General features: G+C 70.4%; 20 protein-coding genes. 14 read left to right on the forward strand and 6 right to left on the reverse strand.

Going from position 1 to position 21,855, the window contains the following annotated elements:
• The first annotated feature begins 101 nt into the window (after positions 1-101).
• The 7 genes from ACLIRP_RS02380 to ACLIRP_RS02410 all read left to right on the forward strand — a co-directional run bounded on the left by ACLIRP_RS02380 (position 102) and on the right by ACLIRP_RS02410 (position 9,426).
• Positions 102-2,894, forward strand: a complete 2,793-nt coding sequence (locus ACLIRP_RS02380) for a GEVED domain-containing protein (protein ID WP_412062356.1) — start codon at positions 102-104, stop codon at positions 2,892-2,894.
• A 144-nt stretch (positions 2,895-3,038) separates the two neighbouring features.
• On the forward strand, positions 3,039-5,774 hold the full coding sequence (locus ACLIRP_RS02385) for a valine--tRNA ligase (RefSeq protein ID WP_412062357.1): 2,736 nt from the start codon (positions 3,039-3,041) through the stop codon (positions 5,772-5,774).
• A 73-nt stretch (positions 5,775-5,847) separates the two neighbouring features.
• On the forward strand, positions 5,848-6,333 hold the full coding sequence (locus ACLIRP_RS02390) for a DUF6174 domain-containing protein (protein ID WP_412062358.1): 486 nt from the start codon (positions 5,848-5,850) through the stop codon (positions 6,331-6,333).
• 84 nt (positions 6,334-6,417) lie between these two features.
• On the forward strand, positions 6,418-6,741 hold the full coding sequence (locus tag ACLIRP_RS02395) for an FxLYD domain-containing protein (protein ID WP_412062359.1): 324 nt from the start codon (positions 6,418-6,420) through the stop codon (positions 6,739-6,741).
• A 125-nt stretch (positions 6,742-6,866) separates the two neighbouring features.
• Positions 6,867-8,015, forward strand: coding sequence for a 3-oxoacyl-[acyl-carrier-protein] synthase III C-terminal domain-containing protein (locus ACLIRP_RS02400; protein WP_412062360.1), 1,149 nt, complete (start codon positions 6,867-6,869; stop codon positions 8,013-8,015).
• A 73-nt stretch (positions 8,016-8,088) separates the two neighbouring features.
• Positions 8,089-8,832 carry a bifunctional 2-polyprenyl-6-hydroxyphenol methylase/3-demethylubiquinol 3-O-methyltransferase UbiG gene (gene ubiG, locus ACLIRP_RS02405; protein WP_412062361.1) on the forward strand — a complete coding sequence of 248 codons (744 nt, stop codon included), beginning with the start codon at positions 8,089-8,091 and terminating at the stop codon, positions 8,830-8,832.
• Between the two features lie 93 nt (positions 8,833-8,925).
• A complete protein-coding gene (locus tag ACLIRP_RS02410) occupies positions 8,926-9,426 on the forward strand; it encodes a DUF6174 domain-containing protein (protein WP_412062362.1) in 501 nt (166 codons plus the stop codon).
• Here the strand turns inward: ACLIRP_RS02410 and ACLIRP_RS02415 are convergent.
• From ACLIRP_RS02415 to ACLIRP_RS02430, 4 genes are all read right to left on the reverse strand, one after another.
• Positions 9,423-9,950 (reverse strand): DinB family protein, encoded by a 528-nt coding sequence (locus ACLIRP_RS02415; protein WP_412062363.1) that lies wholly within the window; start codon positions 9,948-9,950, stop codon positions 9,423-9,425. The genes ACLIRP_RS02410 and ACLIRP_RS02415 overlap by 4 nt on opposite strands.
• The gene (locus ACLIRP_RS02420; RefSeq protein WP_412062364.1) at positions 9,947-10,486 is read right to left on the reverse strand and encodes a hypothetical protein; all 540 of its coding nucleotides are present in this window, start codon (positions 10,484-10,486) and stop codon (positions 9,947-9,949) included. Before ACLIRP_RS02420 ends, ACLIRP_RS02415 begins: the two co-directional genes overlap by 4 nt.
• Entirely contained in the window at positions 10,479-11,465 is a 987-nt protein-coding gene (lipA, locus tag ACLIRP_RS02425) for a lipoyl synthase (RefSeq protein WP_412062365.1), read from the reverse strand. Before lipA ends, ACLIRP_RS02420 begins: the two co-directional genes overlap by 8 nt.
• Before the next feature lie 323 nt (positions 11,466-11,788).
• Complete coding sequence (locus ACLIRP_RS02430; RefSeq protein ID WP_412062366.1) at positions 11,789-12,550, reverse strand: hypothetical protein; 762 nt, start codon at positions 12,548-12,550, stop codon at positions 11,789-11,791.
• A 514-nt stretch (positions 12,551-13,064) separates the two neighbouring features.
• Between ACLIRP_RS02430 and lat the strand changes: the two genes are divergently transcribed.
• On the forward strand, positions 13,065-14,411 hold the full coding sequence (gene lat / locus ACLIRP_RS02435) for an L-lysine 6-transaminase (protein WP_412062367.1): 1,347 nt from the start codon (positions 13,065-13,067) through the stop codon (positions 14,409-14,411).
• Positions 14,412-14,624: 213 nt separating this feature from the next.
• Here lat and ACLIRP_RS02440 read toward each other — a convergent pair whose 3' ends face one another.
• A complete protein-coding gene (locus tag ACLIRP_RS02440; RefSeq protein ID WP_412062368.1) occupies positions 14,625-14,828 on the reverse strand; it encodes a hypothetical protein in 204 nt (67 codons plus the stop codon).
• Positions 14,829-15,028: 200 nt separating this feature from the next.
• Here ACLIRP_RS02440 and ACLIRP_RS02445 point away from each other — a divergent pair, with 200 nt between their 5' ends.
• Positions 15,029-15,823 carry a carbonic anhydrase gene (locus ACLIRP_RS02445; RefSeq protein WP_412062369.1) on the forward strand — a complete coding sequence of 265 codons (795 nt, stop codon included), beginning with the start codon at positions 15,029-15,031 and terminating at the stop codon, positions 15,821-15,823.
• Positions 15,824-15,847: 24 nt separating this feature from the next.
• Here ACLIRP_RS02445 and ACLIRP_RS02450 read toward each other — a convergent pair whose 3' ends face one another.
• Positions 15,848-16,489: a hypothetical protein gene (locus tag ACLIRP_RS02450; protein WP_412062370.1), complete on the reverse strand. Its 642-nt coding sequence runs from the start codon at positions 16,487-16,489 to the stop codon at positions 15,848-15,850.
• 612 nt (positions 16,490-17,101) lie between these two features.
• On the opposite strand from ACLIRP_RS02450, the gene ACLIRP_RS02455 reads away from it, so the two are divergent.
• From ACLIRP_RS02455 to ACLIRP_RS02475, 5 genes are all read left to right on the forward strand, one after another.
• Positions 17,102-18,865, forward strand: a complete 1,764-nt coding sequence (locus ACLIRP_RS02455) for an ATP-dependent nuclease (RefSeq protein WP_412062371.1) — start codon at positions 17,102-17,104, stop codon at positions 18,863-18,865.
• A gap of 338 nt (positions 18,866-19,203) precedes the next feature.
• Positions 19,204-19,875: a hypothetical protein gene (locus ACLIRP_RS02460; protein ID WP_412062372.1), complete on the forward strand. Its 672-nt coding sequence runs from the start codon at positions 19,204-19,206 to the stop codon at positions 19,873-19,875.
• 193 nt (positions 19,876-20,068) lie between these two features.
• A complete protein-coding gene (locus ACLIRP_RS02465; protein ID WP_412062373.1) occupies positions 20,069-20,560 on the forward strand; it encodes a YdeI/OmpD-associated family protein in 492 nt (163 codons plus the stop codon).
• Between the two features lie 348 nt (positions 20,561-20,908).
• Positions 20,909-21,439 carry a DUF6817 domain-containing protein gene (locus ACLIRP_RS02470; RefSeq protein WP_412062374.1) on the forward strand — a complete coding sequence of 177 codons (531 nt, stop codon included), beginning with the start codon at positions 20,909-20,911 and terminating at the stop codon, positions 21,437-21,439.
• Positions 21,440-21,511: 72 nt separating this feature from the next.
• Positions 21,512-21,688, forward strand: a complete 177-nt coding sequence (locus tag ACLIRP_RS02475; protein WP_412062375.1) for a hypothetical protein — start codon at positions 21,512-21,514, stop codon at positions 21,686-21,688.
• Positions 21,689-21,855: the final 167 nt, after the last annotated feature.

A 21,855-nucleotide genomic window follows, 5' to 3' on the forward strand; every position in this document is an offset into this window, starting at 1 on the left:
GCCCGGCCGACCCTCCCGCCGCCGCGGGAGGGCCGCGGCAGGCAGGGCGGGGCTGGGGAGCTTAAGTTCTTTACTATAAAGATGTTCTGCCCCCCAGATTCATGCTGGCCCTCCTCGCAGCCCTCGCCCTCGCCGCGCCCCCTGTCGTCCCCGACGCCCCGCCTGCCGGGCCCGACGAGCCCCGGGTGACCCTCACCGCCGCCCGCTCCAACTCCGCGCTCGACGGGGTCCCCGGCCAGGTCCGAATCCTGTTCGGGGATCAGGTCGAGATCACGGGGGAGATCGACAACACGAGCACCCTGAGCGGCGGGCCGTTCGACATCACCGAGGTCGAGATTGAGATCGAGGTCGTGCCCCTCGAGCTGATCGACGTGAATCCCATCTTCGTCGACGGGTTCGAGTCCGGCGACGCGACCATGTGGAGTACCACCTGCCAGCGGGGCGCGACGGGCGCCGGCGACGCCTGCTTCATCCGCCTGATCGTGGGGAACGTGGCGGCCAACGAGGTCCGCCCGTTCACGCTCACGCTCACGGGCCAGGCCATCGGGTCGGTCCGGCTAGACTGGCAGCTGACGCAGTTTGAGTTCGACCCCGACGGGACCAACAACGTCGCCACGACGGTCGTCGAGGTCGAGTCGGCTCCCCAGATCTCCGGCCAGAAGTGGTACGACCCCGACGGCGACGGCGCCCGCGACGACGGCGAGGGGCCCGTCGACGGGTGGCCGATCGACCTGCTCGCGGGCGACGGCTCGACGGTCGCCTCGACGGTGACCGGGCCGCTCGACCTCGACGGCGACGGGGCCATCGACCCGCTCGCCGAGCGGGGGATCTACGCGTTCCCGCTCCCCGCGCCCGGCACGTACACGGTCGCCGAGGCCCTGCCGTCGGGGTGGACGGCCGTGCCGGCCGGCGGCGTCCACGAGATCCAGGTGGCCGACCAGCCCGTCGGCGCGCTCGACTTTTTCAACCGCCCCGACGTCGCGCCCGACACCGACTGGGGCGACGCGCCCGACACCTACCTCACGACCGCGGCCGTGGGCGGCCCGGCGCACTTCCTGATGGGCTTCTTCCCGCCGATCCTGGGCGTCCAGGTCGACCCCAACGACGACGGCGTCCCGACGATCGACGCGTCGGGCGACGACCTTTTCATCCCGCCCGACCAGGTCGACGACGAGGACGGGCTCGTCGGCATCACGTTCGGGGCCGGGAACGCGGGCGAGCTGACCGTCGAGGCGCCCTTCGGCGGGACGCTCGACGCGTGGCTCGACCACGACGACGACGGGACGTTCAACCAGCCCGACAACCAGATCGTGACGGCCGGCGCGCTCGGGTTCGGCCAGACCACGTTCACGTTCACGATTCCGACCGGCGCCACGCGCGGCGGGATGTTGCGGTTGCGCGTCCACGACGTGCCCGGCGGCGTCGGCCCGGCCGGGCTCGTCGCCGACGGCGAGGTCGAGGACCACCTCACGCTCGGGCTCGACCTCGGCGACGCCAACCAGGACCCCCTCGAGATCATCCCCGGGATGCCGTTCGGCTACCCCGTCCGGATCTCGATCGACGGGGCCCGCCACCTGACCAACGACCTGGTCCGGATCGGCGAGCGCGTCGACGCCGAGACCGACCTCAACGTGGCGCTCGGCGCCGAGGTCGGGCTCGCCTCGAACACGGCGACGGGCGACGACAACCACCCCGACGACAACCAGAACGACGGCCCGCGCGACGACGAGGACGGCATCGCCTTCGGCGACGGGTTCGTCCCGTTCACGATTCAGCTCCCCGTCGGCACGGCCGAGCCGTCGGCCCCGAACCCGCTCACGCGCTACGGGCTCGTCGCCGGGACGACGGGCACGCTGACCATCTTCCCGAATGTCGACGGCGGCTTGGACGGGTGGTTCGACTGGAACCGCGACGGCGACTGGGACGACCCCGGCGAGCACGTCTTCGCGAACGAGCGGATCGGCCCGTCGACGCCGCCGCCCACGCTCGACGTGACGGCCCCGGCGACGGCCCCGCCCGGCTTCTACCACGCCCGGTTCCGGTTCAGCCGCAACGGCGCGCTCCAGCCGACGGGCGTCGCGCCCGACGGCGAGGTCGAGGACTACCTGATGGCCACGTTCGCGCCGATGGACTGGGGCGACGCCCCGGCGCCGTACCCCTCGGCCGCCGCCGACGGCGGCCCGAGCCACGCGGTCGGGCCGGTCCGGCTCGGGACGGCGGCCTCCGACGAGCCCGACGCGCTCGCGGCCGACGACGACGACGGCGTGACGCTCCCGGCCGTCCTCGGCCGTGGCGGCGACGCGACCGTCTCGGTCGTCGTCTCGGGCGACGCCCCGGGCGCGCTCTACGGGTTCGTCGACTTCAACGCCGACGGCGACTTCGACGACGCCGGCGAGGCCGTCCTCAGCGGGACGGCGCTCGCGGCCGGCACGCACGACGTGACGGTCGCCGTCCCGCTCGGGGCGACGCCGGGCCCGACGTGGGCGCGGTTCCGGGTCAGCCGCGTGCCGTTCCCATTTACGGCCGGCGGGCCGGTCGACGCGACGGCCGTGCCGTTCGTGACCGAGGGCGAGGTCGAGGACTACGCCGTCGAGATCTCGGCCAACCCGGTCGCCGACGAGCCCGCGCCCGACGAGACGGCGCTCGAGGGCGTCGGCCCGAACCCGGCGCGTGGGGCCGTGACGGTCCGGCTCGCGCTCGCGGCGCCGGGCGACGTCGGCGTCGCGGTGTACGACGCGCTCGGCCGGCGCGTGCTGCACGCCCCGGCGGGCGTGCATCGCGCCGGGCGCCACACCCTGCGGCTCGGCCTCGATGCGCTCCCCGCCGGCGTCTACGTGGTCGTGGTCGGCGCGGGCGAGGCCCGGTTTACGCGGTCCGTGGTCGTCGTCCGCTAGCGGCGGCGATGCGGGGGATGGAGACCCGCCGCCAGCAGGGCGGGGGAGAGGGACCGTCCGGCGCCCTGGGCTTCACCGGCCCTCCCCGCCCGCCTCGCTAGCTTCGTCGACTCCCTCCGCCGGGATCGCCCCCGGCCGCCGACGATGATCGAGATCCCCCGCGACCGCCACGCCACGCCCGCGACGCCCGACACCCCTGCCCCGGCCCCCCAAGACGGCCCCTACGAGCCCGAGGCCGTCGAGCAGGCGTGGTACCGGTACTGGGAGACCGGCGGCTTTTTCCACGCCGACCCTGACGCCGTCACCGAGGGCGGCAAGACGCCGTTCGTGATCCCGATGCCGCCCCCGAACGTGACTGGGCGGCTCCACATGGGCCACGGCTTGCAGGACACGGTCCAGGATCTGCTGATCCGCTACAAGCGGATGCAGGGGTTCGAGGCGCTCTGGATCCCCGGCATGGACCACGCGGGCATCGCGACGCAGAACGTCGTCGAGCGCCAGCTCAAAAAGGACGGCGTCGATCGCAAGGCGATCGGCCGGGAGGCCTTCCTGGAGCACGTCTGGGCCTGGAAGGAGCAGTACGGCGACATCATCCTGCAGCAGAAGCGCCGCCTCGGCGACTCGTGCGACTGGCGCTACGAGCGGTTCACGATGGACGACGGGCTGAGCCGCGCCGTCCAGGAGGTGTTCGTGACGCTGCACGAGCAGGGCCTCGTCTACCGCGGCGAGTACCTCGTCAACTGGGACCCCGACAACCAGACGGTGATCTCGAACGAGGAGGTCGACAACGTCGAGCGGCCCGGCCATTTGTGGACCGTCCGCTACCCGGTCGTGGACGAGGCCGGCGCGCCGACGGGCGGGTACATCGACATCGCGACGACGCGGCCCGAGACGATCCCGGCCGACACGGCCGTCGCCGTCCACCCCGAGGACCCTCGCTTTACCGACCTGATCGGCCAGCGCGTCCGCGTCCCCACGACGGACCGGACCGTCCCCGTCATCGCTGACGACAGCATCAAAATGGACTTCGGCGCGGGCGCGCTCAAGGTGACGCCCGGGCACAGCGAGGTCGACTGGGAGATCGGCAAGCGCCACGACCTGCCGACGCTGTCGATCATGAACTTGGACGGCACGCTCAACGACGAGGCCGGGCCGTATGCGGGGCTTGACCGCAAGCAGGCCAAGACGCAGATCGTCGCCGACCTCGACGCCGCCGGTCAGCTCATCAAGACGGAGGACTACACCGTCACGACGCCGATCTCGTCGCGCTCGAAGGCCGTCATCGAGCCGCTGCTGTCGCCGCAGTGGTACGTCTCCATGCAGCCGCTCGCGGACAAGGCGCTCGCGGTCGTCGAGGACGGGACGGTCACGTTCCATCCGAGCCGGTGGGCGAACGAGTACCGCCGCTGGCTCGACGACATCCGCGACTGGCCGATCTCGCGCCAACTGTGGTGGGGCCACCGCATCCCCGTGTGGTACCCCGTCGACGCCGACGGCGTGCGCGACGAGGAGGCGTTCGTGGTGTCGGTCGACTCGCCCGGACCCGGCTACGAGCAGGACGAGGACGTGCTCGACACGTGGTTCTCGTCGTGGCTCTGGCCCTTCGCCACGCTTGGCTGGCCGTCCGAGACCGCCGCGCTCAAGGCGTTCTACCCCGGGTCGGTGCTTGTCTCCGGCTACGACATCCTGTTCTTCTGGATTGCCCGGATGATCATGGCCGGGACGCACTTTACCGGCCAGGCGCCCTTCACGGACGTGTTCATCACGGGGATGATCAAGGACAAGCAGGGGCGCTGGATGTCGAAGTCGCTGGGCAACGGGATCGACCCGCTCGACATGATCGAGACGTACGGCGCCGACGCCGTCCGCTACACGCTGGCGAAGCTGTGCGCGCAGGGGCAGGACATCAAGCTGGACCCGGCGGCCTTCGAGGGCGGGCGCAACTTCGCCAACAAGCTCTGGAACGCGAGCCGCGTGTTCGGCCGCTTTGTGGAGCGCGACGACGCCGGTCGCCCGACCGAGGATCTGCGCCGCGAGCGGGCCTTCGCCGACCTCGACCTCTCGGAGCGCTGGCTGCTGACGCGGCTTGAGGAAACGGTCCGGGACGTCACCGAGGCGCTCGACAAGTACCGGATCTCCGAGGCCGCCCAGCTCGCGTACGACTTTGTCTGGCGCGACTTCTGCGACTGGTACCTCGAGGTCTCGAAGGCGCCGCACGGCGAGACGCCCGACCGCGAGACGCTGGCGCTGTCGGTCGAGGTGTTCGAGCAGATCCTCCAGCTGCTCCACCCCTTCATGCCGTTCGTGACCGAGGAGCTGTGGTGGACGCTGCGGCCCCGCCAAGCTGGCGACGCCCTCATCGCGGCCGACTGGCCCGCGCCGGCGGCCGACGAGACCGACGCCCAGGCCGCCGCGACGTTCGCGACCGTGCAGGACGTGGTGACCGCCATCCGGCAGGTCCGCGCCCAGTACAACGTGCCGCCGTCGCAAGCCGTCCGCGCCGTGTGCCGAATCGGGGACGCGGCGACGGCCCAAGCGCTCGACGGGGCGCGCGAGTACGTCGAGCGGCTGGCGGGGCTCTCCGACCTGGTGATCGGGGCCGACCTGGAGGCGCCGGCCGCGAGCGCGGCCGTCGTCGTGGGCGCGCACACGGTCTACGTGCCGCTCGAAGGGATGATCGACCTCGACGTGGAGCGCGCCCGGCTCCGCCGTGAGATCGAGGGCAAGCGCGGCTTTCTGGGTGGCGTCGAGCGCAAGCTGCGCAACGAGGCGTTCACGAGCCGCGCGCCCCAAGCCGTCGTGGCCAAGGAGCGCCAGAAGGCGGCCGACGCCTCGGCCGAGATCGCGGCGCTCGAGGCCAGCTTGGCCGAGCTGGGCTAGCGGCCACCGCCGCCCCGGCGCGAAACCGGGGCGGCGCTACGTTGTCCGGCCGCCCGTCTCCTCACCCGCCGCCATGCTCCGCCTCGCCCTGATCGCCGCCGTCCTCGTCCCGCTCGCGGGCTGCCCGGCGCCCGCCGAGACCACCCCCATCGAGCCGCCGGTGCTGCCGGGTGGCCCCGCCGCCGTCCGCGCGCCCGACCTCGACGCGGCCATGGCGAAGTGGGAGGCCGCCGACCTCGGCGCGTACACGATGACGCTCCGGCGGATGTGCTTCTGCCCGACGCCCGACTACACGGGCCCGTTCGCCGTGACCGTCCGCGACGGCGAGGTGGCGTCGGTCCGGCTCGACGGCGCGACGGTCCCGGCCGAGCGCGGGATGTCGGTCGAGGACCTGTTCGAGCTGCTCGAAGACGCCTACGACCGGGAGGCCGAGGTCGTCGAGGTCTCGTTCGACCCCGACCTCGGGTACCCGACGGCGATCAACATCGACTACAGCTCGATGATGGCCGACGAGGAGATCGGATACGGCGTCTCCGACCTCAAGGCGGCCGGCCGCTAGCGGCCCTCGCCCATTCTTCAGGCGCCCGTCAGGCAATGCGGACGCCCCGCGCCGTTGTTTAGGGGCCGCCCCCCGACTCTGCCCGTGACGCGCGCCTTCCTCCTCGCCCTCGCCCTCCTCATCTCCGCCTGCGGCGGGCCGGGCGCGCCTCAGGCCGACGTGACCGACCTCCGCCTGCAACGCAAGGGGACCGCGTACCCGACGCTGACGGGCGTGCTCGTCAACAGCGGCGACGCGCGGATCGCCTCGGCGGACGTGTTCGTGACGCTCTACGACGCCGACAACCGGCCGATGGAGGACGTGCTCGTCCAGGTCCGGAACGTGGCCGCGGGCGACTCGGCCCGGTTCGAGCAGCGGCTCGACCTGGCGGCCGGCGCGGCCAAGCTCAAGTACGTCGGCGTCAACTAGCGACGGGCTCCACCGGCCTCTCCGGCGTCCCTGTGGGGGGTGAGTCAGGGCCCTGCGGATAGAGCGCGAAGCGTGGGCGCGAGCGGCCGGCCGGTGGCATCTTGCAAACCAATTCCATCGATTCCATGACGCCTCGTGCCTACCTCGCCTGCCGGCCCCTCGACTTCGGCCACCAGCTCGACCAGAAAGGCGGGGTGGAGTGGATGAAGGCCGCGCTCGAGCGCGCGGCCGAGACCGACGACTCCATCGATGCCCACCGCGCCTCGCGGTACTACGACATCGTGTCGCGGCGGTCGAGCATTGAGGCGCGGCGGTCCGCCATCCGGGATTACCTCCACCGCGACTGGGACGCGATGGAACTCCACCGCCCGGCGACGGGCGAGGACGGGCTCCCCGCGCCGTGGTACCAGGCCCCGCTCGACCGCCGGATGGCGCTCTACTGCGAGACCGCCGAGGCCGTGGCCCGGGACGCTTTCGCCGACGACGAGACGCCGCCCGACATCGCCTTCCAAGTGTCGTGCACGGGCTACGACAGCCCCAGCGCTGTCCAGCGCGCGCTCGCCGACCGCGGGTGGTCCGAGCAGGTCCGCGTGCTGACCGTCGGCCACATGGGCTGCTACGCCGCGCTCCCGGCCCTCGCGACCGCTGCGGACGTGGTGACGGCCGAGGCCGCCCGCCAGCCCGACGGCCAGGCGAATGCGGTCATCGTCGACGTCGAGTTCTGCACGTTGCACCACTACCCGGCGACGACCGACCCCGAGCAGATCGTCCAGCAGTGCCTGTTCGCGGATGGTGCGATTCGCATCGACGTGACCTCGTCGCCCGACGGCGCCGAGTTCGCGCTCCTCGACCACCTCGAGGCCATCATCCCCGACACGCTTGGCGAGATGACGTGGCGGCCGGCCTCGGACGGCTTCCGGATGACGCTGAGCCGCGACGTGCCGAACCACATCCGCAGCAACGTCGCGGCCGTCGTCGAGGGGTTCCTCACCCAGCACGGGCTGGCGGTCGCCGACGTCGACGTGTGGGCCATCCACCCCGGCGGCCCGCGCGTGATCGAGAGCACGGCCGCCGCGCTCGGCGTGGACGACGCGGTCCGCGCCCGGCACAGCCACGACGTGCTCCGCGAGCGCGGCAACATGTCGTCGACGACGCTGCCCCACATCTGGGACCGGATCGCGAACGACGACGAGACGCCGGCCGGGGCGACCGTCTGCTCGATCGCCTTCGGGCCGGGCCTGACCGTCGTCGCCAACCTGATGCGCAAGCTCTAGACGCGGACAGGGGAGGGCTGGAGACCGCTTGCGCCGCAGGCCCTCCCCGTGGCCGGCGCCCCCGCTCACGCCGATGCCCCAGATCAACAACCGCTTCTACGACGACCTCGGCGACACGTGGTTCGAGGGCGACGACCACGCCATCGCGCTGCTCCGGGCGGAGGGCCGGCTCAAGCTGGCGTACACGCACGACGTGTTCGCCCAGCACGGCCTCGGGCCCGGCGCGCGCGTGCTCGACGTCGCCTGTGGCGGCGGCCTGATCGCCCTCCCGCTGGCGGAGGCGGGGTACCGCGTCGACGGCGTCGACCTGTCGGAGGGGTCCCTCGCCCAAGCCCGCAAGCGGGTCCCGGAGGGCGCCCACGCCACGTTCCAGCACGGCGACGCGACATCGCTCGACGCGCCCGACGCGAGCGTCGACGCCGTGTTGCTGTTCGACATGCTGGAGCACGTCGAGGACCCGGCGGCGGTGATCGCCGAGGCCGGCCGCGTGGTGCGGCCGGGCGGGGTCGTCCTGTTCAACACGTTCAACCAGACGCCGCTGGCGTGGCTGGTCGCCGTCCACGGGTTCCGGTTCGTGGTCCGCGAGGCGCCCGACCACATCCACGTCTGGCGCCTGTTCCTGCCGCCCTCGGACCTTGAAGCGATGGCCGGCACGGCCGGGCTCGACGTGACGCACCTGACGGGCGTGCGGCCCCGGCTCGACGGCCCGTTCCTGCGGTCCGTCCTGCGGCGCCGCCTCGACCCCGGGTTCGCGTTCACGACGACGGGCACGCTCGCGGTCGGCTACATGGGCACGGCCGTCAAGCGCGGCGCCTAGGCCGCTCGGGCGGCGCTGGCGACCACTCGGGCTGGAGACCCGGACGGGCTCGGCGCGAGCCGCTAGGTTCGCGCCGCCCCACCACCGACGGCCATGTCTCGGATCCCGCTCCTCGCTGCCGCTCTCGCCCTGACGCTTGCCGCGTGCGACTCGACCGGCGACGACTGGCCGTTCCCCGGGTCCGAGATCGACGCCGCCGTGGGCGTGGAGGTGGCCGACGCCGCGGCGCTCGCGGACCTTCGTGCCGAGTGGGTCGCGAGCCGGCCCGACGGGTACTGGCTCCGCTACGAGACGATCTGCTTTTGCGCCCCGCTCGTCACCGACGTCCGCGTGATCGGGGGCGAGATCGCGGAGGTCCGGATCAACGGCGAGGCCGCGCCCGAGGACCCGGGGCCCCGAGCGCTCACGGTCCTCGGCCTCTACGACCAGGCGGTCCAGGCCTACGCCGACGCCGACTACGCGCTCGCGCGCGTCCGGCCGGGGACGCCGCCGCTGCTCGTCTCGCTCTCGGTCGACGACGTGTTCGAGATCGCCGACGAGGAGGTCTCGTACCGCGTCGTGGCGTACGCCCCCCTCGAGGTCGCGGCGAACTAGGCGCTGACGACGGCGCGCGTCCGCGCGATCTGGCCCTCGTGGTTGAGGTCGTGCCCCGCCAGCAGCGTCGCGATGTCGCGGACGGACTCCTCGCCGCGCTCGGAGTGGAGGCCGACCCGGTCCCAGGCGTCGGCGGGCAGCGCGCGCAGGAGCGCGAGTGTGACGCGGCGGGCGTCGGCGTAGTCGAGGAGGGCGTCGGCGACGGCGCCCCGGTGGTACGCGAGCGCGTCGGCCCAGGCGTCCTGGTCATAGCCGGGGATCGGGGGGCGGTCGGCCGCGGCGATCAGCCGGATTCGGTAGCCGTAGACGATCTCGGAGTCGGCAAGGTGGCGGACGATCTGCAAGACGGACCACGCGCCGGGCCCCGGTACCTCGCGGGCGGCGTCCTCGGAGAGCCCGGCGACGGCGCGCGCCACGCGCTCAGGGGCGTGCGCCAGCAGCTCCAGGGGGTCGTGGTCGCCGACCAGGCTGCGGACGTGGCGGACGTAGGCGGTCGGGTCGGCGGGGTCGTAGCGCGGGGTCATCGGGCCGGGACGCGGGGGATGGTCGGGTCGGGGACGAGCAGGGTGTCGGCGGGGAGCGGGCCGCAGACCTGGAGCATGCGCCGGTGCGCCGTCGGCAGATCCAGCTCGACGGCGTCGACGTCGGCGACCACGTCGACGGGGCCGGTCGCCCAGGTCTGGGACGCCGCGGGCGGGACGTAGCGGAAGACGACCTCGCCGGTGCGGACCGGCCCCTCGAACACGCCGCTCTCCTCAATCGCGCCGCCCTCGAACCCGGGCACCTCGGGGATCCCGGCCGTGGCGGCGTCGAGCGGGCGCAGGACCGTGTAGCCGTGGTCCATCGTGCGCGCCAGCAGGGTCGGGCAGTCGGGCCGGAGCCGGTAGACCACGTGGGCGTCGACCGCCCCGCCGATCTCGCCGGGGCCGAACACGCCCGCGGCGGCGTCGAGGACCGTCGAGCAGCCCGAGCCGGTCAAGAGCGCCGCCAGCAGGCCGGCCGACCGGAGGGCTCGCGCTCCCCGGTCCCCGGTCCCCAGGCCCCGGTCCCCGCTAAACATGTCGTTCGGCGTGATACGAGCTCCGCACGAGCGGGCCGCTCTCGACGTGCTCGATCCCGAGCGCCTCGCCCTGCTCCTTGTACCACGCGAACGTGTCGGGGTGGACGAACTCCTCGACGGGGAGGTGGTGGCGCGTCGGCTGGAGGTACTGCCCGATCGTCATCACGTCGATGCCGTGCGCGGCGAAGTCGGCCATGAGCGACACGACCTCGTCCTTGGTCTCGCCGAGCCCGACCATGATGCCGGACTTGGTGCGCAGGTCGTACTCGGTCTTCGCCAGCTGGAGCACGTCGAGCGAGCGCTGGTAGTCGGCCTGGGGGCGGACGCGGCGGTACAGGCGCGGGACGGTCTCGACGTTGTGGTTGAGCACCTCGGGGCGCGCGTCGAAGACGGTCTCGAGCGCGCTCCGGACGCCGCGCATGTCGGGAATCAACACCTCGATGGTCTGGTCCTGGGCGTGGACGAGCCGGATCGTCTCGGCAAAGACCGGGGCGCCGCCGTCCTCGCGGTCGTCGCGGTTGATGGAGGTGACCACGACGTGCTGTAAGCCCATCAGGCGCGCGGCCTCGGCGACGCGGCGGGGCTCGTCCATGTCGAGCTCGCGCTGCTCGGGGCGGCCCGTGAGCACGGCGCAGAACGAGCAGCCCCGCGTGCAGACGTTGCCCAGGATCATGAACGTGGCCGTGCCCGCGCTCCAGCACTCGCCCATGTTGGGGCACCGCGCCGACGAGCAGACCGTGTGCAGGTCGAACTCCTCGATGGTCTTCTGGACGTCGCGGAAGGTCTCGCCGTAGGGGAGCTTGGCCCGGAGCCACTTCGGCCGGCCGCCGGGGCGATTCGCGACCTGGGGCTTCTGGACGACGGGCAGTTCGAGGGCGAAGCCGTCGCCTTCGGACTCGACCGCAAAGTCGGTGCCGACGGCGGCTTTCTTGAGGGCGACCTGTCCGGGGCGGAGGGGGGCCTTGGTGGGCGTGTCCATGCGGGCGGAGGCGGGGGGAAAGGCCGACGCGGCGTCGCGCCGAGACCGTACCCCGAAAGTACGGCCCGCCGTGTGCCGTTCGTGTGGAGCGGGGGCAAGGGCCCTTCGCTGGCATGAGCTGGCCGGCTGGCGCGAGCCCCGACCCCCCGCCTGCCGGCCGCCCCCCTCATCCGAGGGGGGCTTCTTCCATCGCGGCGTCGCGCTTCTCGCCGACCTCGACGCTGCTCGCGAAGTCCCCCCTCCTTAGATAAGGAGGGGGACAGGGGGTGGTCGAGTTGCTGGCGCAACCCTACCTGCTGGCGCCGACCATCTGGAGGCCCCGCTCACCGCGTGCGGCGGCGCGAGCGAGTGGACTCCCGGTCGTCGTCGACCTCGTCGAGGTCCATCAGGTCGAGCACGGGGGCCCGTGTCGCGAGCGGCTCGGCGGCCGTCGCCCGGGCGGTGCGCTGGGCGCGCGCGGCGACCGCCTCCATCTGGCGCTCGCGCGCGGACGACCACACCAGCTGGCGGCCGATCACGAAGACGAGCGCGAACACGGAGGTGAGGGCCAGGAAGACGGCCGCGTCGGCCTCGGGCCCGAACACGTTGAGCGTGAAGACGGCCGCCAGCACGGCGTTGACGGCGGCGATCGTGAGCAGGCTCTGCGAGTCCTTCCGGCGGTTCGACTGGATCCGCAGGCGGGCGTGGTCGCCGGAGGGCGAGAGCGTCGCGCGCAGGTTGCCGTTGCGCCAGATCCGCGAGGCGCCGATCCGCTCGACCTTGCCGCGCGCGCTGAACGTCTCCTGGAGGTCCGAGACGATCGACTCCCACAGCAAGTCGGAGGGCGGGGCGTCGAGGGGGGCCGAGCGGCGGACGCCGACGGGGACGCCGACGAGCGTCTCGCGCCTGTCGTCGGGCTGGCCGGAGGCCACGGCGCGGGCGGCGGCGGCGACGTGGGCGGGGTCGAGCCCGGCCTCGGCGCCGACGGCCTGGAGCTCCTCGACCGAGAGCCCGAGGTCGGTCTGGTGGTCGGCCTGCTGGGCGGCGGCGGCGCGCGCGAAGACCTCCTCGATCTCGGGCGTGGAGAAGCGGTGGGCGGGGTCCATGGCGGCGGTGGGGTGGGGCGGAGGCTACGGCGCCCGCAGGGCACGGTTGCGGGTGGGCTCCCGCCGCTCTTCTGCCATCGCGGGCTTCGCCGACCTGACGGTTCCGCTCAAGGGCGCTCGGGCTGGCTACGCCGACCTTCGGTGGGCCTCCTCACTTGTGGGCAGGGCGGCAACGTTCTAGCTCTCACCTTCCAGGCCCATCATCCTGAGCTTGCGAACGCGTAGCGTCGGCGTAGCCAAGGAGCTCGACGCGAGCCTTCCCATCCTGACATCCGGTCCCAAAGGCATGGAACGCTCGCGTTGAGATCCTTCACGTCCGTTCAGGATGACAACGATGGGCCGTCAGGCATAGCACGGAGCGGAGCGATGGCAGCGGAAGCGGGGGGAGCAGGGCACGAGAGGCTGTGAGGGCCGGGAGGGCGAGGATCCGGCCCCCCCGCCTCTATCTTGACGCCCTGCCGCCCGGAGACGCCCCACGTCGTCTCCCGCGCTCCACGAACACCGACCTACGTCCATGCAGATCATCGCGCCCGACCCCACCAAAGCCCTCCCGTCCGCCGACGCCGTCCGCGGCATCCTGGGGCGCCACCTGCTCACCGACGGGTACCCGATGGTGCTCGACATGGAGCAGAGCCAGGGCTCGCGGCTGCGCGACGCGCGGACGGGCAAGGACTACATCGACTTCTTCACCTTCTTCGCCTCCAACCCGCTCGGGATGAACCACCCGGGGCTGGCGGGCGACGCGCCCGAGGCCGTCGGCTTCCGCGAGCGGCTGATGGACACGGCGATCAACAAGGTGGCCAACTCGGACGTCTACACGCCGCACTTCGCGCGCTTTGTCGAGACGTTCGAGCGCGTCGGGATCCCGGCCGAGCTGCCCCACGCCTTCTTCGTGTCCGGCGGCGGGCTGGCCGTCGAGAACGCGCTCAAGGTGGCCTTCGACTGGAAGGTGCGGAAAAACCGGGCCAAGGGGTACTCCGGCGAGCGCGGCTCGAAGGTCCTCCACTTCCGCGAGGCGTTCCACGGGCGGACCGGCTACACCATGTCGCTGACGAACACGGACCCCAACAAGGTCGCCGGCTTCCCCAAGTTCGACTGGCCGCGCATCTCGAACCCCAAGATCCGGGGCGGCGACGTGGCGTTCCGCGAGGAGGTCTCGATCCGCCAGGCGAAGCAGGCCTTCATGGACCACCCCGACGAGATCGCGGCCATCATCCTGGAGCCGATCCAGGGCGAGGGCGGCGACAACCACTTCCGGCCCGAGTTCCTGCAGCAGCTCCGCGAGCTGGCCGACGAGCAGGACGCGCTCCTAATCTTCGACGAGGTCCAGACGGGCGTCGGCCTGACGGGCGCCTTCTGGGCGTGGCAGGGGCTCGGCGTGACGCCCGACATCATCGCCTTCGGCAAGAAGACCCAGGTCTGCGGCATCCTGGCCGGCCCGCGCGTCGACGAGGTGGACGACCACGTGTTCGAGAAGTCGAGCCGGATCAACTCGACGTGGGGCGGCAACCTGGTCGACATGGTCCGCTTCGACCGGATCCTGGAGGTCATCGAGGCGGAAAACCTGATCGACAACGTGAACACGCAGGGCGCGCACCTGATGGCGCGGCTCCGGGCGATGGAGGACACGTACGAGGGCGTGGCCGATGCGCGCGGGCGCGGGCTGTTCTGCGCCTTCGACCTGCCCTCGAAGGAGGTCCGCAACGGCGTGCTGAGCGCGGCCTACGACGCGGGCCTGATGGCGCTCGGCTGCGGCCCGCGCTCGGTCCGCTTCCGCCCGGCCCTCACCATCGGGCAGGCCGACCTCGACGCGGGCCTCGACCTCCTGGACGGGGCGCTGAGGGCGACGCTGGAGGGGTAGTCCGGTTCTCGGTGTTCGGAGGGTCGGACGGTGCGGCGGCGGTCTCTCGCGAGGGGGGGCGCCGTCGGTCGTTTGGGGGGCTGGCGCCAGCCACGGCACCCTCACCCTGGCTGCGCCGACGCTGCGCGTTGTCCCTCTCCCGAGGGGAGAGGGGACGTCGTAGGGAGGCTTGCGCTGCCTATGGCTTGCGCCAGGGGTGGCTGCGCGCGGCCGTCAGTCTCGGCCGACCGGCGTGGCGGTGGGCTCGCGGCGCTCGGGGGCCGGACGCGGGGTAGAGGGCGTCGGCAAGGGCGGGTCCGGGGAGCCGCCTCCGCCCGGCGGCGGGGTCCGGCGCTTGGAGGCGGCGACGGCGAGAAAGACGACCAGGCCGAACGAGGCGAGGCCCAGGAGGACGTAGAGGATGCCAGCGAAGGACATGGCGGGAGAGGAGAGGGCTGGATCTACGACCCCGGTGCCGGTGCGCTCCGTGCGAGGGGGCGAATCGGGCGCGGCCTGAGGGGTGCCGTCCGCGGTGACCTCTAGGGCATCCCCGGAGTCTGGAGGTCCTCGGAGCCCGGGTCCCACTCCCCCGTAGGTCCGTCGTTGCCCTTCCTGTCTGTCCCCCCGTCGTTTTGAAGTTGCTCTCCGCTCTCGCCGTCCCCGTCCTGCTCGTGTCGTTGTCGGCCTGCGCCGACTCCTCCGACGCCCCGAGCGAGGCGGCCTCCCCCGTGGCCGACGAGGAGCGGCACTGGTCGTACGAGGCCGGATCGGGCCCGGACGACTGGGCGGCGATGTCGCTCGACAACGCGGCATGCGCGGCGGGCCGCGAGCAGTCGCCGGTGGCCCTCACGAGCACGTCGGCCGCGGCGGCCGACCTGCCGTCGCTCGAGGTGGACTACGGCGCGGCCATGCTCGACGTGCAGGTGACCGACCACGGCTATCTCGCGACGCCGAACGGTGACCAGCGCGTCCGGCTGGGCGACGATGACTACAGCCTGCTCCAGTTCCACCCGCACACCCCCAGCGAGCACACGCTCGACGGCGAGCGCTACCCCCTGGAGCTCCACTTTGTGCACCGCGACGCCGAGGGCGGCCTGGCCGTCGTGGGCGTGATGGTCGAGGAGGGCGACGAGAACGACGCGCTGGCGTCGGTCGTGGCGGCGGCCGGAGCGCCGGGGGCGGCGAGCGAGGCCGGCGAGGGCGCCCAGGTCGAGGCCCTGGCCGACGTTCTCCCCGACGACCGCGACTACTTCACGTACGACGGGTCGCTCACGACCCCGCCCTGCACCGAGGGCGTCCGCTGGCTGGTGCTCGGCGAGCCGATCGAGATGTCGGCCGACCAGATCGCCGCGTTCGCCGACGCGCGCGGCTCGCGGTACCGCCCGCTCCAGCCCCTGAACGACCGCGCCGTCCGGATGTCGATGGCGAACTAGCGCCCGGCGGGGCCCGCGCCCCGCTCAGTCGCCGGGGATGCGTCGGACGACGTGGTACTGGGCGACGAAGGCGGGGTCGGCGACGAGCGCGTCGACGACGCGGTCGAGCTGCTTGAGGGGCTTGACGGCGTTGGAGTAGACGGTGTCGAGGTCCTCGGTGGCCGCGGTGCCGCTGGCGTCGGTCGTGTCGCGGAGCCCGGCGATGCGGACGAACTCGGCGAGGTCGGCGCGAACGGCGGTGAGCTGCTCGGCGGTGACCTCGAACTCGGTGAGCGCCGTCAGGAGGGGCTCGGCCCGGTTGAGGGCGCGGCGGGCCTGGGCGTAGAAGACGTCGTCGGGGAAGCGGTCCCAGTCGGAGCGGGAGTGGTCGAGGGCGGCGCGGAGGTCGTCGTCGCCGATCTCGACGGCGTAGGCGGTGACGCGCTTGCCGAGGGTGACGAGGCCCGTGGTGGCGTCGTCGCGGGCGTCGCCCTTGTCCTCGGTGAGGCCCGTCGTGTCGCCCTCGGCCTGGGCCGTCGCGGCGGCTTCGAGCGTGGCGTGGGCGTCGCGGATGGGGGCGAGGGCGCGGACGACGGGGGGCTTGGCGCTCCAGGCGTCGGGGTGCTCGTCGAAGTGGGCGACGGTGGCGCGGAGCATGCGGAGCCGGTTGCGGATGTAGCGGGTCATCGTGAGCGGGGGAGAGGGTGGAAGGGCAGCGATGGCGTGGTGGGTGGGTTAGCGGGCTGGAGCGCGATCGGTAGCCGCGGCGGGCTTCGCGGGCGCGCCTGGAGGCGTCGGGAGAGCATCTGGGCGCGCCGAGGAGGCGTCTGGGGCCACCGAGAGCACGTCTGGGCGCGTTGTAACGGCGTCTGGGCGCACCGCGCTGACATCTTGGCAGATCGCGGGGGCGTCTGGGTGCACCGTGTCCATTTCTGGATACACGGCGTCGACATTGTGGCAGATCGCGAGCGCGTCTGGGCGCACCGCGCGGCCGGCGCGGTCGGCCTCGGGCGGCGGCGGGGCCGAGGCGGGCAGAGGGGACGCGGGGGCATGGCGTCGGCGACGGTCTGCCTACATAGACCCGCGAGATGGCGGGATCTAACCTCGGGGCGCAGATTTTTTTGCGCGAGCGCAGTGTCGATGGGCTCGGCTCCGGGCTAGCCCATGAGTCACTTCATGGGGAGACTGTCCCTACATTTGCCAACCGGTCACTCCACGTGGTGACTCTCCCCGCCGCAGAAGTAGTGGTTATGCGGCCCTCCACCTGCTGAGATGACGCCTGAAGAGCGAAGAGACAATGTGCTCCGCACCCTGTCCCTCTCGGTGAGTGGTTACCAGTGCTTTGGCCAAGATGCCGGAGGCTTTGAGGCCGTCTACCCGATCAACGTCGTCATCGGGAGGAACAACTCGGGTAAGTCCACTCTCCTCGATCTGGTGGAAGTCGCCTGCGCGGGGCGGAAGGGGTCCCGCCTGGAAGCAAAGTCTGATCCGGGATCCCCTCCCTTGGTTCGATTGAAGCAGCCGATACGGGAGGAGCTACTTCACAACAACAATAAGGGGGTTATACCTGACTACACATCTCAGCATCCTCAGCGTTGGTCTGAGTTCAATGGGTTTTGGCTTGACAGACACGTTGTAAGCAACGACGGCCTCAACCATATCGAGATTGAGGGTGATATTCCTGAAGTTACTAAAAACTACGTTAGATACAATACCGGTGTTCAAGAGATAACTGGCAAGATCAAGAACGAGAACTACAGGAAGCTCTACTTCAACCCACTAGAAGGCTCAGTCTTCAAACGGTTGGGGGCCGAGCGGCGACTGAAACCGGAAAAGGACCAGGAGACCATTGACCTCTCGGAGACGGGCGACGGGGCAACGAACCTCATTCAGCACTTCGCCAACGACGCCGATAAGCCCAGGGAACTCGTCAAATCGAAGATCCTCGACGACCTGAACCGGATCTTCGAGCCCGACGCCAGCTTCGCCGAGATCGTCACCCGGAGGCTGAGTACAGGGGAGTGGGAGGTGTTCTTAGTTGAGGACCGTAAGGGGACCGTCGCCCTGTCCCGTTCCGGGAGCGGGCTTCAGACGGTGCTCCTCGTCTTAGCTTTCATCCACCTCGTCCCTGCCATCTCCGACCCGAGGAAACCGCGTCCCCTCTCCCAGTTCGTCTTCGCCTTCGAGGAACTAGAGAACAACCTCCACCCGGCCCTCCAACGGCGACTCTTCTTGTATCTCCGCGAGGTCGCTCTAGAGCACGGGTGCCGATTCTTCCTCACGACGCACTCGTCCGTCGTCGTAGACCTGTTTGCCGACGACCCCGAGGCCCAGATCGTACACGTCACGCACGACGGGGAGCGAGCCCGGGCCGCTACCGTCCTCACGCACACGGGCCGGCGGGGCGTGCTCGACGACCTCGACGTCCGCGCAAGCGACCTCCTCCAGGCGAATGGGATCGTCTGGGTCGAGGGGCCGACGGACCGGATGTACTTCAACCGCTGGGTTGAGTTGTGGTCCGGGGGAAGCCTCCGGGAGGGGGCTCATTACCAGTGCGTGTTCTACGGCGGGGCCCTCCTCGCCCACCTCTCGGGCGAGGAACCATCAGAGGAGGCGGAGGCCGTCGAGATCCTCCGGGTGAACCGGAACGCTATCGTGCTCATCGACAGCGACAAGACCTACCTCGCCGCCCCGCTTAACGAAGCCAAGAAGCGGGTCCGGGCCGAGGTCGAAGAGACGGGCGGGATGGTGTGGATCACGAAGGCCCGCGAGATCGAGCACTACGTCCCCCGAGAGGCCGTCGTGGGAGCCTACGGCGACTTAAAGAATGCAGACAATACCAAGTATCGGTTCGAGCCGTACGAGAAGTACTTAAACAGGCTGCGGCCGAAGCTCGGCGATGCTTACGCCCGGAGCAAGGTCCGCTTCGCTGAAAAGGTTCGGCCCTACATTGAACGCGAGCACCTCGACGCCCAGTACGACTTGGCCGAGAAGTTGGCGGAGGCGTGCACGCGGATCGAGGCTTGGAACAGGCTCCCCGCTCCAGCACCGGCAGGTCTGTAGTAGGAGCTTAGTACGATGGAGAACAGGCCGCAGAACCCGCCGCTGCAGGCCGACGAACGGCCTCAGCCCTATTGGCTCGTTCGGGCTTGGCAGTCTATGTTGCCTCGTTCACGCTAACAGCCGTGAGCCGTTCGCGGCTGAGCGGCCCGCTGTTCTACAGCCCACGACCACTGGCGGCCATGTAAACAAGCCCAGTTCAGTCCGTGTAGATTTGCGGCGCGGACGAGGTCGCCCTCCTGTACACCCATAGCCCATCAATGCGAGGAATTCTACTGCCCGTTCTCACTGTTCTAGCCGTACTCCTCGCCTGCGCTGAGTCCGGGCCTAGTAGTTCGGCTATGGAACAAGCACAACAGGACAGTCTCGAAGTAGCGGGACTGCTGACTGAGCTACAAGAGGCTGAGGGGTCTGAAGATCCTACTGCCGTCGTTGAGGCTGCGGAGGCAATCATCGCCCGCACACCGGGCACGCCCGAGGCGGATACTGCTGCGGCTTTCGCGGAACGGTATGCCGAGGCCGCCGCGGCGGAGCGCCAACTGCAGGCGGAAGAGGCGGAACGCCAGAGACTTGCTAGAAAGTGGAGCTACTCAACTAGCGAGGATGCCATGACCGGGGAAGTAACTCGGACCGCGACCATCAGATCGGAGAATACGGTATCGTTCGGATTTCCATATGAGGGGTCCCAGCATGGAACTCTCATGATCCGTGACCACCCGACGTACGGCCGGGACGTGATAGTAAAAATTGAACGAGGTCAGATTCTGTGCAGGTCGTACGAGGACTGCACTATCAGAATCCGCTTCGACGACGGATCACCTCAGTCCTGGCGCGCTGTAGGCCCGGCAGACAATAGCACAGAAACGATATTCCTACGCAACCAAGCCCGCTTCCGCCAGCGTCTCGCATCGTCAGGCATGGTTCGTGTCCAGATCCCCGTGTATCAGCAGGGCGAGCCTTTCTTCGAGTTTCTTGTAGGAGGCTACGACCAGGAGCGGTTTACCTCCGGATAGTTGATCGGGGACTACTCGTGCCAAGGGCGGTAGAACCCGCCGCTGTAGGCCTACCCGGGGCGCCAGCGTCCTCGGCTCGTCCGAACGCCAGCGCTACTTTCGCTTCGTCCCGTCACCGTGCCCTCAGTCCTTCGCGGTTGAGCGGCCCTCTGTTCTGCGTCTCCCATTGGACGTTCTGCCCCAGGGACAAGCAATGCACAATTTTAGCGCGGACCTAGAGATCGTGGCAGGCAACCCCTTTGTGTTCGTGCCGCAAGACATATTGGAAGCGTTGTTCGAGCGGGCGGGCAGAACGAAGGGGCCGATCCCGATTAGAGGCTTCGTCAACAGGGCGCCTTTCCAACAGACACTCGTCAGGTTCAAGGGCGCGTGGCGGCTCTACGTGAACATGACGATGCTCCCCGACTCCCCCCGGCGCGTCGGCGAGCGCCTCGCTCTGTCCATCGCGTTCGATCCGAGTGACCGTACGATAGAGCCTCACCCCCTGTGGGTAACGGCTCTGGAAAAGGACGACGCTGCCCGACGGGTGTACGACGGTCTGCCGCCCTCCCGTAGGAAGGAGATCGTCCGGTACCTCTCCCATCTGAAGACGGACGAGAGTGTTCGGCGCAACGTGTCGCGCGCGATCGAGTTCTTGCATGGGAATGGGCGCTTCATCGGGAGGGACAGTCCGACCGGCCCCTAATTCCATATCAACGCGGCGGCGTTCCGATGCTCCAGCAACGCAGAACCCGCGGCTGCAAGCGGACACCGAGCGCTCTTGCCTCGACCGGGCGCCGGCCTCTACGTTTCTCGCCCTCCCTTCCCGCCTGTCGCCCCGAGCCGCTCAGCGGGCAATGCTCTGTTGAGAAGCTCCCCGTCATCCTGAGCGAAGCGAAGGATCTCAGCGCCATCGCCCGAGCCTTCGACTAGCGGTTCCGCAGGCGATGAGCCTCGCGTTGAGATCCCTCGCAAGCTCGGGATGACGTTGATCGAGAGCTTCTCAACAGAGCAAGCGGGCAACTGTTCGGCCGCCTCCCGACTGCGGCAGACCATGACGCACGATCTCGACAGGCTCCGCAGCTACCTCGACGGGATCGGCCTCGCCGACGTCCAGCACACCCACGACGATCTGCTCTCGCACCTCGTGGGGACCTACCGGGAGCTCGCCCGACTGAACCTCCCGGAGCACGTCTCACGGGCGGGTCTTTTCCATTCCGTCTACGGGACCGAAGGCTTCCCCCGCCAGTCGGTCCCGCTCTCCCAGCGTGACGACGTCCGCGCCCTCATTGGCTCCGAGGCCGAGCGGCTGGCGTACCGCTACTGCGCGATGAGCTACGACTCCCTTCAGCGGAGCGTGGACGAGGGACGCCCCCTGCTCGACGACCGGTTCACCGGCGAGCCGATGAACATGACCCGTGCGGAGTTCGACGAGGTGCTCTGGATCAAGCTGGCCGACGCCGTGGAGCAGGCCGACGAGACGACGCCGCACAGCCGGTTCTTCCGCACCGTGGCGGACCTGCTCGGCCCGGACGGCGCGAGCTATTGGACCACGTTTGCACGTGCCTCCCACGCGGCCGGTTGACCCAGCCCTGCCGGCGTTGCAACCGCCGACCGCTTCCGTCGTAGGTCGGGATCCATCCCGCCCGAGGTCCCGATGTCGAAAGCCACCTTCGTCCTGCTTGCGGCCCTGGGCTTCGCCGTGGCGACCCTCGCGGTCGGGATCCGCGGGCTCGAGAACTGGGAGCCGTACGAACTGTCGGGCTACTACTTCTTGCTCGCGTGGGGGGCGTCCGACGTGTACCGCCGCCGCGTGGTGCCGGCGGTGGGGTGAGTCAGCGGGGCCGGTTGAATGGGGCGCGAGCGTGCGACTGTCCGGCACTCCGGCGACCGTTGTGGGCGGTGGTGCGCGTACTCTGGATCCCCGCCTTCGCGGGGATGACGTTGTCGGGAGCGCTCAGCCGAACGCTACGGCTTGGGCCCACCTCGGAAGACGACCCA

The sequence above is a fragment of the Rubrivirga halophila genome (genome assembly GCF_046845755.1).
Lineage (GTDB): Bacteria > Bacteroidota > Rhodothermia > Rhodothermales > Rubricoccaceae > Rubrivirga.